This window comes from Zobellia nedashkovskayae (assembly GCF_015330125.1).
Classification (GTDB): domain Bacteria; phylum Bacteroidota; class Bacteroidia; order Flavobacteriales; family Flavobacteriaceae; genus Zobellia; species Zobellia nedashkovskayae.
Genome location: NZ_JADDXR010000002.1, coordinates 2,482,322 through 2,498,316, shown reverse-complemented (window position 1 = coordinate 2,498,316; position 15,995 = coordinate 2,482,322). Strand labels below are relative to the sequence as shown.

At 37.1% G+C, this 15,995-nt stretch carries 13 protein-coding genes; 9 read left to right on the top strand and 4 right to left on the bottom strand.

What is annotated here, in order from left to right; genetic code table 11:
• Positions 1-32: 32 nt before the first annotated feature.
• Positions 33-1,523 carry a TrkH family potassium uptake protein gene (locus IWB64_RS10450; RefSeq protein ID WP_194533948.1) on the bottom strand — a complete coding sequence of 497 codons (1,491 nt, stop codon included), beginning with the start codon at positions 1,521-1,523 and terminating at the stop codon, positions 33-35.
• A complete protein-coding gene (gene trkA, locus IWB64_RS10445) occupies positions 1,523-2,872 on the bottom strand; it encodes a Trk system potassium transporter TrkA (RefSeq protein WP_194533947.1) in 1,350 nt (449 codons plus the stop codon). Before trkA ends, IWB64_RS10450 begins: the two co-directional genes overlap by 1 nt.
• A gap of 215 nt (positions 2,873-3,087) precedes the next feature.
• On the opposite strand from trkA, the gene ubiE reads away from it, so the two are divergent.
• Complete coding sequence (ubiE, locus tag IWB64_RS10440) at positions 3,088-3,816, top strand: bifunctional demethylmenaquinone methyltransferase/2-methoxy-6-polyprenyl-1,4-benzoquinol methylase UbiE (protein WP_194533946.1); 729 nt, start codon at positions 3,088-3,090, stop codon at positions 3,814-3,816.
• Between the two features lie 79 nt (positions 3,817-3,895).
• Positions 3,896-4,615, top strand: coding sequence for a type IX secretion/gliding motility protein PorT/SprT (gene porT, locus IWB64_RS10435; protein WP_194533945.1), 720 nt, complete (start codon positions 3,896-3,898; stop codon positions 4,613-4,615).
• Positions 4,616-4,621: 6 nt separating this feature from the next.
• Here the strand turns inward: porT and IWB64_RS10430 are convergent, their stop codons facing one another.
• Positions 4,622-5,344, bottom strand: a complete 723-nt coding sequence (locus IWB64_RS10430) for a TrmH family RNA methyltransferase (protein ID WP_194533944.1) — start codon at positions 5,342-5,344, stop codon at positions 4,622-4,624.
• A 184-nt stretch (positions 5,345-5,528) separates the two neighbouring features.
• Here IWB64_RS10430 and tamL point away from each other — a divergent pair, with 184 nt between their 5' ends.
• The 4 genes from tamL (at position 5,529) to IWB64_RS10410 (ending at position 10,790) form a co-directional block, all read left to right on the top strand.
• Complete coding sequence (gene tamL / locus IWB64_RS10425) at positions 5,529-8,141, top strand: translocation and assembly module lipoprotein TamL (protein ID WP_194533943.1); 2,613 nt, start codon at positions 5,529-5,531, stop codon at positions 8,139-8,141.
• A gap of 182 nt (positions 8,142-8,323) precedes the next feature.
• The gene (gene fbaA / locus IWB64_RS10420; RefSeq protein WP_194533942.1) at positions 8,324-9,391 is read left to right on the top strand and encodes a class II fructose-bisphosphate aldolase; all 1,068 of its coding nucleotides are present in this window, start codon (positions 8,324-8,326) and stop codon (positions 9,389-9,391) included.
• A gap of 41 nt (positions 9,392-9,432) precedes the next feature.
• On the top strand, positions 9,433-10,308 hold the full coding sequence (gene accD, locus IWB64_RS10415) for an acetyl-CoA carboxylase, carboxyltransferase subunit beta (RefSeq protein WP_155597803.1): 876 nt from the start codon (positions 9,433-9,435) through the stop codon (positions 10,306-10,308).
• The gene (locus tag IWB64_RS10410) at positions 10,305-10,790 is read left to right on the top strand and encodes a hypothetical protein (protein ID WP_194533941.1); all 486 of its coding nucleotides are present in this window, start codon (positions 10,305-10,307) and stop codon (positions 10,788-10,790) included. Before accD ends, IWB64_RS10410 begins: the two co-directional genes overlap by 4 nt.
• 155 nt (positions 10,791-10,945) lie before the next feature.
• Here the strand turns inward: IWB64_RS10410 and IWB64_RS10405 are convergent, their stop codons facing one another.
• The gene (locus tag IWB64_RS10405; RefSeq protein ID WP_226975856.1) at positions 10,946-11,866 is read right to left on the bottom strand and encodes a DUF302 domain-containing protein; all 921 of its coding nucleotides are present in this window, start codon (positions 11,864-11,866) and stop codon (positions 10,946-10,948) included.
• A 251-nt stretch (positions 11,867-12,117) separates the two neighbouring features.
• Between IWB64_RS10405 and rpsO the strand changes: the two genes are divergently transcribed.
• The 3 genes from rpsO to IWB64_RS10390 all read left to right on the top strand — a co-directional run bounded on the left by rpsO (position 12,118) and on the right by IWB64_RS10390 (position 15,837).
• On the top strand, positions 12,118-12,387 hold the full coding sequence (gene rpsO, locus IWB64_RS10400; RefSeq protein ID WP_194533940.1) for a 30S ribosomal protein S15: 270 nt from the start codon (positions 12,118-12,120) through the stop codon (positions 12,385-12,387).
• A gap of 194 nt (positions 12,388-12,581) precedes the next feature.
• Positions 12,582-14,810 (top strand): polyribonucleotide nucleotidyltransferase, encoded by a 2,229-nt coding sequence (locus IWB64_RS10395; RefSeq protein ID WP_194533939.1) that lies wholly within the window; start codon positions 12,582-12,584, stop codon positions 14,808-14,810.
• Between the two features lie 163 nt (positions 14,811-14,973).
• Positions 14,974-15,837 carry a sigma-70 family RNA polymerase sigma factor gene (locus tag IWB64_RS10390; RefSeq protein WP_155597623.1) on the top strand — a complete coding sequence of 288 codons (864 nt, stop codon included), beginning with the start codon at positions 14,974-14,976 and terminating at the stop codon, positions 15,835-15,837.
• Positions 15,838-15,995 lie beyond the last annotated feature (158 nt).

Here is a 15,995-nt window from a genome sequence, read left to right as displayed (position 1 = left end):
AATTTTAAAAAACTATCTTGAAAACATGTTAACTAAGTACGCTTCCAGAAATATGGAGTAAGCAGAATAAGCACGGTAAAGAGCTCCAATCTACCTGCTAGCATAAGAAAGCCACACCACCATTTTGCAGCATCTGGTAAACCGTTAAAATTGCTTAGGGGATAGAGCCCACCAAACGCAGGACCTACATTACCCAAAGAAGAAGCTGAACCACCTATAGCGGTTACAAAATCGATACCCATAGCACCAAGTACTAAAGCCCCTATGATAAAAAGTAGCATATAAAGCACAAAAAAGGCAATGATATTATATACAATTTGCTCTTTAACGGTCTTATTATTATACCGTACGGGAATAATTGCATTAGGGTGTAAAGTCCGTTTAAACTCCAACAGTCCGTTTTTAATAATCAGAACGTGACGCATTACTTTAATTCCTCCTGAAGTAGAACCAGCCGACCCTCCTAAAAACATTAACCCAAAAAAGAAAACGGTCATAAAAGGCGTCCAACTTGTAAAATCCGCAGAAACAAAACCTGTAGTAGTTATTACCGAAATTACCTGAAACAAGGTATGTCTAAAAGCACTTTCCCCGCTACCAAATACCATAGGATGATAATGGCTAATAGGCACTTCCGCTTTTAAATAAACTACCAATGCAGCCACAATAGTAAATATCACAACAAAACCGGTGTAGTATCTAAACTCCTCATCTTGAAGCACCCGTTGTACCTTGCCCTTAAAGGCAAAATAACTAAGTACAAAATTGCTTCCGGCAAGAAACATAAACAAGATAATAATATACTGTATTAACGGTTGGTCATTCCAGTAGGCCACACTTAAATTCTTGGTTGAAAAACCACCTGTAGACAAAGTTGCCAAAGAATGGTTTATGGCATCAAAAAAGCTCATCCCCGCTAATTTTAAAAGCACGGTTTCCGCCAAAGTATAACCCACATATATCAACCAAAGACGTTTGGCTGTATCCGTAATTCTTGGATGCAGCTTATCTGCACTGGGACCGGGTGCTTCGGCAGCGAACAACTGCATACCACCAATACCTAACAAAGGTAAAATAGCGATGGCCAAAACAATAATACCCATACCTCCTATCCAATGTGTAAGACTACGCCAAAAAAGTATACCCTCGGGCATAACCTCTATATCATCTAAGATAGAAGCTCCTGTGGTGGTGTATCCTGAAACAGTTTCAAAAAAAGCATTGGTAACCGTAGGAATAGATCCTGAAAACAGATAGGGCAACATCCCAGAAAAGGACATTACCAACCAGCCAAAAGTTACGATAATGTATCCTTCTCTTCGCTTTACTTCTTTTTTATGCCCTCTTGTGTAGAACATGGCAAATGTACCTACGAACATAGTTGTAATTGCCGCGAGAGCAATACTTAGTGTAGCACCATCATTATAGATACCACTAACCAAGGTTGCCAATAGCATAAAGGCACCGTTGCAAAGCAACAACAGCCCCATGATATGAAATATTATTTTTGAGTTTAACTTCATTAAAGAAACAATCGTTCTATTTTAGGAATGGCTTCCGGCAAGCAACAAACCACAACGCGGTCTCCTGCTTTTATTTCAAAGCCCCCTAAGGCAATGATCCCTTCTTCACCACGAATAACTCCACCTATGGTGGCAGCTCTCGGAAATTTTAGCTCACGAATAACACTACCCGTAACCCTTGAGTTGGGCTTAACTATAAATTCCAGAATCTCCGCATTCAAGTTATTCAAGCGCATTAATGCCACAACTTCTCCTTTACGGATGTGTCTAAAGATATTATTCGCTGCAAGTAGTTTTTTATTTATCAACGTATCAATACCTATGGAATGAGATAATTGAAAATAGTCCATATTCTCAACCAAAGCGATGGTTTTCTTAATATGCTTTGATTTCGCTACAAGACAAGACATAATATTTGTCTCCGAGTTTCCTGTAACGGCTATGAAAGCGTCCATAGACTCCAGGCTCTCCTCTTCTAACAATTCAACATTTCGTCCATCCCCGTTAATAACTAGGGCGTTTGGAAGATCATCTGCCAAATCAAAAGCTTTTTCCTTATCCTTTTCTATAAGCTTTACGTTAAACTTACTTGCACAAAGATCTCTAGCAGCTTTAAAACCGACTTTACTTCCTCCTAGAATCATTACGTTCCTAATAGATTCTTTCTTTTTTCCCGTAAGTTTATACAGTTGCTCTACTCCTTCTTTTGTTGTAATAAAGTAAACCTGATCACCGTGTTTGAAAACGGTATCACCTCTAGGCACTACTGTATATTGGGTTCCGGTTCGCTGTAAGGCTATTGGCATAAAATTAAGCTCAGGAAATACTTTTGCAGCTTCTTTTACCATTTTACCTACAAAAGGAGCAGAAGCAGGTAGAGATACCCCTACCATAATCAGTTTTCCGTCCTCAAACTCGTATGTATCGTTAAAAGCCGACTTATTTAAGAGAAGTTGAATTTCCGCCGCAGCCAACTCCTCAGGAGATATCAATTCATCTATACCAAGTGCCGGAAAATTAATATCTTCCTGGCTCTCAATAAATTCAGTATTTGAAATTCTCGCAATAGTTCGTTTACATCCTAACTGCTTAGCCAACATACATAAAGTAATATTGGTCGTTTCTGAAGATGTAACACCTATAACCAATCTAGAATTTTGCACATCGGCATCTCTTAGAACAGAAATAGAAGTCGCATCACCACGCAGCACACGTATATCCAAGTGAGTATCGGCATAGGCCAAGCTCTCTTTTCTCGTATCGATGAGCGTAATATCCTGGGATTCGTAAGAAAGCAGTTTAGCCAAGTGAAAACCTACTTCACCAGCACCTGCAATTATGATTTTCATGTATTAGCAACTTAGTTCGGGTCTGCAGTTTATAAACCCTCTATGAATGTAAAAACCACTTCGTAGTTTATATTTTGCTGCGCAAAATTACGTAATATTTTGGTTGACTATTTAAAATGGAGCTAAAATGCACTTTACCTCTACAATGTAATCATCACTTTGCTTAAACGTTTACTTAAAACGATATTGTATCTTTGCCCAAAAAATTGCCCACTATGGCTAAAAAGGTTACGCCCTACAAAGATTCTGAGCTTGGTAAAAAAGACCAAGTCACCCAAATGTTCGATAATATATCGGAAAATTACGATGGCCTTAATAGGGTTATTTCTTTTGGTATTGATATTAAATGGCGTAAACGGGTCGTAGCCATTTTAACTGCGCAACAACCTAAAAACATATTAGATATCGCTACTGGTACAGGCGATTTAGCTATAAACCTAGTGGAAACCGGAGCTAAAAAAATAGTAGGTCTGGATATCTCTCCTGGAATGCTAGAGGTTGGCAAGAAAAAAATAACACACAAAAAGCTGGATAGTACGATTGAAATGGTTGTTGGAGATAGTGAAAACCTTCCTTTTGAAGCCAATAGTTTTGATGCTATTACCGTTGCTTTTGGGGTTCGTAATTTTGAAACACTAGAGAAAGGTCTTAACGAAATATATAGAGTTCTTGCCCCTGGTGGTACTTTTGTAGTTCTTGAAACTTCCGTTCCTACCAAAACCCCTTTCAAACAAGGCTATAATCTATACATTAAATATATGTTGCCTGCCATTGGAAAACTATTTTCCAAAGACAAATCTGCTTATACGTATTTAAGCGAATCGGCATCTGTTTTCCCCCATGGAAATGCCTTCAACAATATTTTACGTAAAATCGGGTTTATAGAGGTAGAGAACAAGCCTCAAACATTTGGGGTTGCATCTATATATGTTGCTACTAAATAATTTCACAGCCGATAAAGCTAATAAGAATAGCGGTTCGACATTTTTCAATAAAAAAAGCGAACGGATAATATTTTTTTGAATGAAAAGATTTTTTTTGCTTTTGGGAGGTATTTTATTCCTATCCCTACCGGCCAATGCCCAATTTAACCCAAACCCCGTTCTAAATATTGAGAACAAGGATAAAAAATTACTGAACTACGGTTATTTTTTGGGCTTTAACAGATACGGTTTTAAGTTTGATTATAAGCAAGACCAAGGCAACCAAAATACTGATATCCAAGTTTTAGAATCTACAGGTTTTAATGTAGGTCTTATTGGCGAACTACGTCTGAATGAATTTCTGGATGTACGTTTTGAACCTGGATTGTATTACAACGCTCGTACTTTAGGTTTCCCAGGTTTTGAAGCCACAGAAGAAGGGGAAAGAAATGCTATCACTGAAGTAAAATCTACTTATATTAATTTTCCAATCTTGCTGAAAATAGGGACACGCCGTTACGGTAATTTTAAACCCTTTTTAGTGGCCGGCCCATCTGCCTCTCTTAATCTTGGAAGTAACGAAAAGAGTCTGGACGATAACAGTAGTGGTACTTTTAGAATGAATAAATGGTCTTACAATTACGAGCTAGGATTTGGAATAGATTTCTATCTAGAGTATTTCAAATTCACTCCTTCTATTCGTGGAGTATTTGGATTGACTGACGAGATTGTGCGAGACAATGACCCCAATAGTCAATGGACAGGAAACATAGAGTCGATGAAGACCAGAGGGCTTTTCATTAACTTTACTTTTGAGTAAAGCTATCTAGCTTCGTCTAATTTCGTTTAACAAAATAGCGGTAGCTGTAGCCACGTTAAGGCTCTCAGTTGTACTTTCCCCGAACTGTGGAATGCTAATTTTTTGAGTCACTAAAGCTTCTACTTCTTCCGAAATGCCATTGGCCTCATTACCCATCACCAATATTCCGGTTTTAGGTACCGTTGCGCCATATACTACATCACCTTCCATAAAAGCACCAAAAACTGAAACTGGAGCATTCTTCAAAAAGGTTTGTAAATCTGTATAACCCATATTTACTCGTGAAATTGAGCCCATTGTAGCTTGTAGTGTTTTAGGATTATAACAATCTACCGTATTGGAAGAACAAACCAAATGTTCAATTCCAAACCAATCACACAACCTAATTATAGTACCTAGGTTTCCCGGGTCACGAATATCATCTAACACAACTACCCACCCATCAAAATTTGGCTTTCTGGTTTCAGGAATCTCAAACACGCCTATAATTTTATTAGGCGCGGTAAGCGCACTCATTTTTTTGAGCTCGGCTTCGCTAACATGCTCTATAATATCAGTAGTACCTAAATTTATTTCCGCATCTGAACTGAATATAGTATTCACCTTAAAATCAGAGTTAACTAGCTCCCGAACAACCTTTATTCCTTCTGCCACGAAAAGATTATGAAGATTTCGGTACTTTTTTTGATGTAGACTTTTTACAAGTTTGATTTGATTTTTTGAAACCATAGCAATCTATACTTCTATCAATGATTTTTATTCGTACAAAAATGTTAATTTACCCCTATCATTCAACTTACATTGGAAAAATAAGCTCTCCGGATCACACAAAATGGCTCATCCCCTTAGAAAAACTTATATTTTAAGCTTCAAATAAAAAAGTTTAAATGAAATCAATGTATTTTTGATCTCTATGGGCAAAACGTTACGCTATATTAATACCGCTGCTAAAATAAGCCTATTATTTGTAGTTCTGGTAATCAACTCGTGTAACACGCTTAAACGGGTTAGCGAAGATGAATTCTTGCTTAAAAAAAATACCATCTACGCGGATAGTGCAGAAGTAAAGAACGAAGACATAGAAAGCCTAATCGTTCAAGAACCCAATACCACAATTTTGGGCTACCCATTGCGACTAAATCTATACAACCTTGCTAAAAAGAATCCCGATTCTTCATACAACGCCTGGTTAGACCGAAATGAAAAACGCGAACGAAAACTCATTAACTTCCTTTCTAAAAAACAAGTTGACCGTCTTGGAGAATCTTTTCTGGTGAGCGGTCTTAGTGAATGGCTTAAAAAAATTGGCGAAGCTCCATCTACTCTAGATACAACAAAAACAAAACGTACTCTAGAAAGACTGAGTGCTTATTATGGCAGCAAAGGCTATTTTAATAACAACACGAGCTATGAAATAGATACCATAATAAAAAAAAGAAGAGCTTCTGTTTCCTATAAAATAGATCTGGGCAAACCTTTTATGATTGATTCGGTATCACAAAGAATAGCATCAAATGCCATAGATTCTATCTACACGCTTCATAAAAGCGAAGCATTTGTTCAAGATGGAGAGCAATTTGACCTTTCCAAATTTGCAAGTGAAAGAGAGCGCTTGAGTAATATTTTCAGAAACTCGGGTATTTATAATTTTCAAGAAAGCTCTATTTCTTACGACATCGCCACGGATACTACCAAACTGGCCAATGATCAAAAAATGAACATTGAGCTGAACATAGATGATTTCAAAAAACGAGGAGATAGCGCAGTAACCAGTTCTGAATACAAGGTGTACAGGTTTGACAAGATCAATATTTATACAGATTTCCTATACAATGAAGACGATAGCGAACAGAAATTTATTAGCTATGGAGACTATACCATCTATTATAGAAATAAATTAAGATTTAAACCTAAGACTTTGGCCAATGCCGTGTTTTATGAAAAAGACAGTATTTATAAAGATATAGATCGTACGCGTACCTACAGACAGATAACCAACTTGGGTGTTTTTAAATATCCTACAATCACATCAACTCCTAACGACAGTTCCGCTACTTTGGATGCTAATATCTATTTGGCAGCCAGGCCAAAATATTCCCTAGGAACATCTTTTGAAGTTACGCGTTCTAACATTCAACAATTTGGACTAGCATTAAGTCCATCATTACAAGCAAGAAATCTGTTTGGCGGAGCTGAAAATTTAAATCTATCAGGTAGACTAAGCATTGGCTCATCTAATGACCCAAGTATAATAGATAACCGGTTTTTTAATATTCAAGAATTTGGTGCGGACCTTACTTTGGATATACCTAGAATCTGGTTACCCTTTATTAACACTAATAAATTCATACCCAGCTATACCTTACCTAGAACACGTATTTCTATTGGTACAAGTTTCCAAAAAAATATAGGTTTAGACAAACAGGCTTTCAATACCGTTTTAGGTTATAACTGGGTTCCTTCTGATTTTATAAAGCATGATGTTGAGTTGCTAAATATTCAGTTTGTTAGAAATGTGAACCCAGATCGGTTTTTTAATGTCTATGGAAACTCTTTCAGCCAGCTAGATGATGTTGCCGATAATTTTGATAGCTATAATGATACTGTTCTCTATCCTGAGCTAACAAGTTATTTTGAAACTACTGAAGACTCTGAAGACCCTAGCCTTCGTATTCCGACAGGAACTACAAATTTTACCGAAGCTATCCTTTCAAGAACGGTTCCCAGCACTACAGATGAATACCAAACCGTAAGCCGTATTGAAGAAAGAAGGGAGCGTCTTACCGAAGACAACCTAATCTTTGCCAGTAACTATACCTTTAACCTAAACAATCGGAAAGGTCTTACAGATAATAATTTCTTCCAATTCCGATTTAAGCTAGAAAGTGCCGGTAATGCATTATCGTTACTTTCAAAAGTAATCCCGTTTAACACAGATGCCGATGAAGATGAATTGGTTTTCAGCGTTCCTTATAGCCAATATATTAAAACAGAATTTGACTACGTAAAATACTGGGCCACTTCAAGAACCAACGTTTTGGCGTTTAGAAGCTTTTTTGGTATTGCCATTCCTTATGGAAACTCAGATAACATTCCGTTTGTTCGTAGTTACTTTGCAGGCGGCGCTAACGATATTAGGGCCTGGTCTCCCTATTCACTTGGACCGGGACGTACAGACGCCATCAATGACTTTAATGAAGCAAACCTAAAAATAAGCCTCAACCTAGAATATCGTTTTCCTGTAATAGGGAACCTTAAAGGTGCCTTTTTTGCCGATGCAGGAAATATTTGGAACGTTTTTGATAATGTAGAAGACCCAGAAGCTACTTTTACAAGCTTAAAATCACTTGAAGATATTGCCTTAGGCACCGGTTTTGGACTCCGATACGATTTCACTTATTTTGTATTACGTGCAGATTTAGGTTTTAAAACTTACAATCCCGCTGAAGAAATCTCAAAAAGATGGTTCAGGGACTATAATTTTGCTAACTCGGTTTTACAAATTGGTATTAACTACCCTTTTTAATTCAAGGGTTAGAAACCCAAACGCACTTAAGTCCTACAAAGAATATGGCTCTAAAACACCCGTTTTATAACAATATTAAGCCACAAACTTCATAAACTTATAAACACCAATCTTTTTAGACCTATTTATTTTATTACATTTGTTCTATTGATTTTTCACATATAATTTAGACCACAAACATTATGGCTCACAGTATAAAACCAGGTGTCGCAACAGGTGACGAAGTACAAGCAATCTTTAACTATGCTAAAGAAAAGGGGTTCGCTCTTCCAGCAGTAAACGTTATTGGTTCTGACACAATTAACGGTGTCCTAGAAACAGCAGCAAGCTTAAATGCTCCTGTAATTATTCAATTTTCTAATGGCGGTGCTCAGTTTAACGCTGGTAAAGGTCTATCTAACGATGGTCAAAAAGCAGCTGTTCTTGGTGCCGTAGCAGGTGCAAAACATGTACACCAATTAGCAGAAGCTTATGGTGCTACTGTAATTCTTCATACAGACCACTGTGCTAAAAAATTATTGCCTTGGATAGACGGACTATTAGATGCTAGTGAAAAGCATTTTGCCGAGACTGGAAAACCTCTTTACAGCTCACACATGATCGATCTTTCGGAAGAGCCTCTTGAAGAAAACATCGAAATCTGTAAAGGTTACTTGGAGCGCATGAGCAAAATGAACATGACGTTAGAGATCGAACTTGGTATTACAGGTGGTGAAGAAGATGGCGTTGACAACTCTGATGTTGACGATTCTAAATTATACACACAACCAGAAGAAGTAGCTTACGCTTATGAAGAACTTTCAAAAGTAAGCCCAAGATTTACAATTGCAGCTGCTTTTGGTAATGTTCATGGTGTATATAAGCCAGGTAACGTAAAGTTGACTCCAAAAATCTTAAAAAATTCTCAAGAATATATTTCTAAAAAATACAATGTAGAGCACAATCATATCGATTTTGTTTTTCACGGAGGTTCAGGCTCTACAGTTGAAGAAATCAGAGAAGGCATTAGCTACGGAGTTATTAAAATGAATATTGACACTGATTTACAGTACGCATTTTTAGCTGGTGTTCGTGATTATGTTCAAGACAACAAAGACTACCTTCAAACCCAAATTGGTAACCCAAAAGGTGCTGATGAACCTAACAAAAAATTCTACGATCCAAGAGTTTGGTTACGTGCAGGAGAAAATACTTTTGTAGAGCGTTTGAAAAAAGCTTTCGAAGATTTAAATAATGTAAATACCTTATAATATAATAGGTACTATACATCCCTAAAACTAATATGGAAGATATGACGGCTTGGTTCAGAAGAAAAGAAAAGGGAATACAAACGGCTACCGAAGAGAAAAAAGACACGCCAAAAGGGTTGTGGTACAAATCTCCAACGGGAAAAATCGTTGAATCAGAAGTACTTGCCAAAAACTATTATGTAAGCCCAGAAGACGATTATCACGTTCGGGTAGGTAGTAAAGAGTATTTTGAAATACTTTTTGATAATAACAAATTCAGGGAACTGGATGCTAAGTTGACATCAAAAGACCCCTTAAAGTTCGAGGATACCAAAAAATATTCTGACCGCTTAAAGGCCGCTCAGAAGAAAACAGGACTCAATGATGCTGTGAGAACCGGTTTTGGAAAGTCCTTGGATAAAGATGTCGTTATAGCATGTATGGATTTTAATTTTATTGGCGGATCAATGGGTAGCGTTGTAGGAGAAAAAATTGCACGCGCCATAGATTATGCTATAAAAAGAAAAGTTCCGTTCGTAATGATATCAAAATCTGGTGGTGCGCGTATGATGGAAGCTGCCCTGTCTTTAATGCAACTGGCCAAAACATCGGCTAAGTTAGCTCAATTGGCAGAAGCAAAACTTCCATACATATCACTTTGTACCGATCCTACTACAGGAGGTACTACGGCGTCTTATGCAATGCTAGGGGATATTAACATATCAGAACCTGGTGCATTAATAGGTTTTGCAGGACCAAGAGTTGTAAAAGAAGCTACGGGAAAAGAACTTCCTGATGGTTTCCAAACAGCAGAATTTGTAATGGAACATGGTTTTCTAGATTTTATCTCGCACAGAAGAGACTTAAAAAAGAAAATCAATCTTTATATTGATTTAATTCAGAACATTCCAGTAAGGACTGAAAAGGCTTCAGCATGAAACCATTAGTTATTGCACTAATTTCATTTTGGTTTTTATGTTGTTCAACTGATAAGGAAAAAATGCTTGCCGCAGAATCTGACGCGGCAAGCTTTTTATCTGATAAGGCAGGAGTTATTGGAGTTACCATTTCAGGAAAAGAGAATTCATATACCTTTAACACCACTGTTCAAAGCCCAGATACGGGCTGCGATCAATATGCAGACTGGTGGGAAGTAATTGATTTGAAAGGAAATCTCATTTACCGAAGAATACTAACCCATAGCCACGTAGACGAACAACCCTTCTCCCGTTCGGGAACAAGCATTCCATTAGAAAAAAACGCCCAAGTATATATTCGCGTACATATAAACTCCTTAGGCTACGCCTCTGAGGTTCAAAAAGGTTCGGTGGAAAATGGTTTTATGGCAACTCAACTAGACGTGGAATTTGCCAAAGAGTTAGAAAAAGTAGAACCACTTCCTTCAGGATGTGATTTTTAAAAACGAATTTCATAAGAAATCTCTTTTGACCCCAATAAAGAAGCACTTCTTACGAGTCATAACATTGTAACAGAAAGTAAACTCTCCATATATTTCATCAAAAAAAAAGCCTCACTATTTCTAGCGAAGCTCAATTTATTTTTAACAGCTTATATCTACTCCTCTGAAGCAGTATCGGCAAGACCTTGCAAGACTGTTAAAACAATTTCCAAAGTTGCATCACTATCTATAACAGCATGCCTTGATACAAATAACTCAGGGTTATTAAAAGCTATTTTAACCTCACCTTCAGCATTTTCATACACCAATATTTTTTGCGGTAAATCAAGAGCTGAAGTTTGGCTCTTTTGCATCAGCGTTGTTCCCAGATTTGGATTACCAAAAATAATCACTTTAGTAGGAAGTAATTCTAACCCTACATTAGCAGCATTTGCTTGATGGTCTAACTCAGCTACAATTGTGAGGTTTTCGTTACCATCAATTACACTCCTTATATCATCATAAGTAGCATCAAATGTTTGATCGCTTAAAATGGTAGTTACATTGTAATTAGCAACTACGTCACTAGGCTGTTCGGTTACATCTGCAACGGCCGCATTTTCACTTAAGCTTTTCAAAGCCGTTGCAATCGTTGGCAAGGTGGCTACATCTCCAAGCGTATGTCTGTTGGCTAAATAAACGGTAGAATTATATCCTACAAAAACCTCACTACTATCATTTTGATAGACCAAAATACGTTGCGGCAAATCTAAACCAGCTTGCTGATTTACTTGCATTAGCGGTGTGCCCAAATTAGGATTACCAAAGAAAATTATTTTAGTCGGGCTCAACTCCAAATCAACAGAAGCCGCATTAGCCTCATGATCTACCTCGGCAACAATTTTAATATTTTCATTAGCTTCTAAACTGGCCGTCAATACAGTATAGGTATCGTCAAAAGATTGTGTACTTTTTACATAATTCATACCTACCACATCTGGATTGGTATCTATAGTCTCTGGCTCGTTTGTTTCATCATCCTCACAAGCAACAAAAGTAAATGTCAAAAAAAGTAATGTCAAAAATTTCAAATTCATAATCCTTTAATTTAGGGCAATCTTAAGTCTGGGTTCTATGTTCTCTTTTTAAGATTGTAGTTAATACTTATAAGATATACGCATATTACCATTAATCAGTTTTTTCTCTAATGCTAAATTTTTCTAATCGTTAAAAGCTGTTAATGTATTTTATTCCCCAAATCAATTGTTTTTAGCGCATTAATTGTATCTTTGCCGCTTGATTGAAAATCAATCATATATACATAAAAATCATTTAAAATAATATTGGAATGTATTTAACGAAAGAAGTAAAAGCCGAAATCTTTACGAAATACGGCGGAAAAGCAGAGAACACTGGTTCTACTGAAGGTCAGATTGCATTGTTTACACACCGTATCAATCACTTGACTGGTCACTTGAAGAAAAATCACAAAGACTTTAATACTGAACGTTCTTTAGTAAAGCTGGTAGGTAAAAGAAGAAGCTTACTTGATTATATGATAAAGAATGATATTGTTAAATATCGTGAGCTTATTGTAGAGTTAGGTATTAGAAAGTAATATTCCTAGGGGCTGAAAATTTTCAGCCCCTATTTTATATAAAGTCCTTATTGTTTTAAGGCAAAACTAAAAGCTGCACACAGTTTTTCATTGGTCAAGTGCTATCAGCACACACAACAACACAACCTTCTGGCCTCAACAACCAGACGACCATTGTTTAACAGTCCGCCCGTTAGCGGATACAAATCAATTTTATGATTCCAAAAGTATTTAGAGAGGTCATAGACCTAGGTGATGGTAGAGAAATTTCTATCGAAACCGGAAAATTGGCAAAACAAGCTCATGGCTCTGTTGTTGTACAATCTGGAAAATGTATGCTATTGTGTACAGTAGTTTCCAATTACGAACAAAAAAATCTTGGTTTTCTACCCTTAACAGTAGATTACAGAGAAAAATTTGCTGCGGCAGGACGTTACCCAGGCGGTTTCTTTAAAAGAGAAGCAAGACCAAGTGACGGTGAAGTATTGACTATGCGTTTAGTGGATCGTGTATTACGTCCTCTTTTCCCAAAAGATTATCAAGCAGAAACACAAGTAATGATTCAGTTAATGTCTCATGATGATGATGTTATGCCTGAAGCTATGGCCGGTTTAGCGGCGAGTGCTGCTATTCAATTATCTGATTTCCCATTTGAATGTGCTATCTCCGAAGCTAGAGTTGGTCGTGTTAATGGTAAATTTGTAATTAACCCTACACGTGCTCAATTAGCTGAATCCGATATTGAAATGATGATTGGAGCTTCAGCTGATTCTGTAATGATGGTTGAAGGCGAAATGGATGAGATTTCTGAAGAGGAAATGGCTGATGCTATCAAATTTGCTCATGAAGCTATAAAAGTACAAATTGCTGCTCAATTACGTTTAGCAGAAGCTTTTGGCAAAAAAGAAGTACGTGAATATGAAACTGCTGAAGTTAACGAAGATTTAGAAAAAAGAATCCACGATTTAACTTACGATAAATGTTATGCCATTGCCAAGAAGGGAACTTCTAAAGCAGAACGTAGTAATGCATTTGCTGAAGTAAAAGAAGAAGTTAAGGCTTCTTTTACTGAAGAAGAGATGGAAGAATTTGGACATCTTGTTGGTGGATACTACAGACAAGCAGAAAAAGCAGCTGTTAGAGATCTAACATTAAACGAAGGTTTACGTTTAGACGGTAGAAAAACTGACGAAATCAGACCAATTTGGTGTGAGGTTGATTATTTACCATCAACACACGGTTCTGCAATTTTTACACGTGGAGAAACTCAAGCATTAGCTACAGTTACCTTAGGAACTTCTAGAGATGCTAATAAAATAGATATGCCATCTTATGAAGGCGAAGAGAACTTCTATTTACATTATAACTTCCCTCCTTTTTGTACAGGTGAAGCTAGACCAATTCGTGGAACATCTCGTAGAGAAGTTGGTCACGGTAACTTGGCGCAACGTGCATTAAAAGGAATGATCCCTGCGGATTGTCCTTATACTGTTCGTGTTGTATCTGAAGTATTAGAATCTAACGGTTCTTCTTCTATGGCAACAGTTTGTGCCGGTACAATGGCTATGATGGATGCCGGTGTGCAAATGAAAAAACCAGTTTCTGGTATTGCAATGGGATTAATTTCTGATGCTGAGTCTGGAAAGTATGCTGTATTATCTGATATTTTAGGTGATGAAGATCACTTAGGAGATATGGATTTTAAAGTTACTGGTACTGCAGATGGTATTACGGCTTGCCAAATGGATATTAAAGTAAAAGGATTGTCTTACGAAATTCTTGTAAATGCTTTAAAACAAGCCCGTGAGGGTCGTTTACATATCTTAGGTAAACTTACTGATACGATTGCTACACCAAATGCCGAAGTTAAAGAACACGCGCCTACAATGGTTACGCGTAGAGTTCCTAACGAATTCATTGGTGCTTTAATTGGACCAGGTGGTAAAGTAATTCAAGAGATGCAAAAAGAAACTGAGACTACTATCGTTATTAACGAAGACCCAGTTACTGAAGAAGGTATCGTAGAAATTTTAGGTGTAGGTAGTAAAGGTATTGATGCTGTTATGGCAAAAATAGATTCTATTCTATTTAAACCTGAAGTAGGAAGCGCTTACGAAGTTAAAGTCATTAAAATGTTAGATTTTGGTGCTGTTGTAGAATATCAAGATGCTCCAGGCAACGAAGTATTGTTACACGTATCGGAATTAGCATGGGAAAGAACTGAAAATGTTACCGATGTTGTAAACATGGGAGATGTTTTTGATGTGAAATATTTAGGTACTGACCCTAGAACTCGTAAAGAAAAAGTTTCTAGAAAAGCTTTATTACCAAAACCAGAAGGTTTTGTAGAAAGACCACCACGTAATGATAAAGATCGTGGTCGTGGTAGAGATGACAGACGAGGCGGTAGCAGAGATAACCGTGATCGTAAACCTAGAGACTAAGACCTCTAATTTTAACACATATTTAAAGCCTCAACTTGTTAAGTTGAGGCTTTTTTGTGCGACTCATCTAAAAAGTGAAGTTTTTTACGTCCGTTTGTAACATTTCTGGCTTTTTTGCGTATAAGTATATGCAGTCTATGCAAACTGAACCTAATTTATTTACATGAGACAGCTTAAAATTACAAAACAGGTCACCAACAGGGAGACCGCATCTTTGGACAAGTACTTGCAAGAAATAGGCAAAGTAGACTTGATTACGGCAGATGAAGAAGTAGAATTGGCACAACGTATCAAGGCAGGCGACCAGATCGCTCTTGAAAAACTCACAAAGGCCAATCTTCGATTCGTTGTATCAGTTGCCAAGCAGTACCAAAACCAGGGACTTACTTTACCCGATTTAATTAACGAGGGTAACCTTGGCCTTATTAAGGCCGCACAACGTTTTGACGAAACAAGAGGATTTAAGTTTATTTCTTATGCTGTTTGGTGGATTCGTCAATCTATTTTGCAAGCTTTGGCAGAACAGTCTCGTATTGTACGTTTGCCATTGAACAAAATTGGTTCAATCAACAAAATTAATAAAACCTTTGCTTTTCTTGAGCAGGCGCACGAACGTATGCCTTCTCCTGAAGAAATTGCAAAAGAGTTGGATATGACTGTTGAGGACGTAAAGCAATCGCTTAAGAACTCTGGCCGCCATGTATCTATGGATGCTCCTTTGATCGCTGGTGAAGATTCTAACCTTTATGATGTACTTCGTAGTGGTGAATCTCCAAACCCGGACAAAGAATTATTACACGAATCTTTGCGTACAGAAATTGAGCGCGCTTTAGAGACTTTAACGCCTAGAGAAGCAGATGTTATTCGTCTTTACTTTGGCCTTGCCGGACAACATTCAATGACTCTTGAAGAAATTGGTGAAACTTTTGAACTTACTAGAGAGAGAGTTCGCCAGATTAAGGAAAAAGCTATTAGAAGATTGAAACATACTTCTAGAAGTAAGATTCTTAAAACCTATTTAGGTTAAAAAATCTAAAAAGTTACACGTTAAATATTCCTTAAATTGGAAATTTGGCATATATATTGTAATTTTAAAAGCAACAACAGTTTATCATGACTGTTCGTTTTTTGATTGATGAATAAACTCCGGCTGATTACCGGAGTTTTTTCATTTAAAATATTTTA

Excerpts from the sequence above, each read along its gene's own strand:
- IWB64_RS10450 (WP_194533948.1), bottom strand. The coding sequence starts at position 1,523 with ATGAAGTTAAACTCAAAAATAATATTTCATATCATGGGGCTGTTGTTG.
- trkA (WP_194533947.1), bottom strand. The coding sequence starts at position 2,872 with ATGAAAATCATAATTGCAGGTGCTGGTGAAGTAGGTTTTCACTTGGCT.
- ubiE (WP_194533946.1), top strand. The coding sequence starts at position 3,088 with ATGGCTAAAAAGGTTACGCCCTACAAAGATTCTGAGCTTGGTAAAAAA.
- porT (WP_194533945.1), top strand. The coding sequence starts at position 3,896 with ATGAAAAGATTTTTTTTGCTTTTGGGAGGTATTTTATTCCTATCCCTA.
- IWB64_RS10430 (WP_194533944.1), bottom strand. The coding sequence starts at position 5,344 with ATGGTTTCAAAAAATCAAATCAAACTTGTAAAAAGTCTACATCAAAAA.
- tamL (WP_194533943.1), top strand. The coding sequence starts at position 5,529 with ATGGGCAAAACGTTACGCTATATTAATACCGCTGCTAAAATAAGCCTA.
- fbaA (WP_194533942.1), top strand. The coding sequence starts at position 8,324 with ATGGCTCACAGTATAAAACCAGGTGTCGCAACAGGTGACGAAGTACAA.
- accD (WP_155597803.1), top strand. The coding sequence starts at position 9,433 with ATGACGGCTTGGTTCAGAAGAAAAGAAAAGGGAATACAAACGGCTACC.
- IWB64_RS10410 (WP_194533941.1), top strand. The coding sequence starts at position 10,305 with ATGAAACCATTAGTTATTGCACTAATTTCATTTTGGTTTTTATGTTGT.
- IWB64_RS10405 (WP_226975856.1), bottom strand. The coding sequence starts at position 11,866 with ATGAATTTGAAATTTTTGACATTACTTTTTTTGACATTTACTTTTGTT.
- rpsO (WP_194533940.1), top strand. The coding sequence starts at position 12,118 with ATGTATTTAACGAAAGAAGTAAAAGCCGAAATCTTTACGAAATACGGC.
- IWB64_RS10395 (WP_194533939.1), top strand. The coding sequence starts at position 12,582 with ATGATTCCAAAAGTATTTAGAGAGGTCATAGACCTAGGTGATGGTAGA.
- IWB64_RS10390 (WP_155597623.1), top strand. The coding sequence starts at position 14,974 with ATGAGACAGCTTAAAATTACAAAACAGGTCACCAACAGGGAGACCGCA.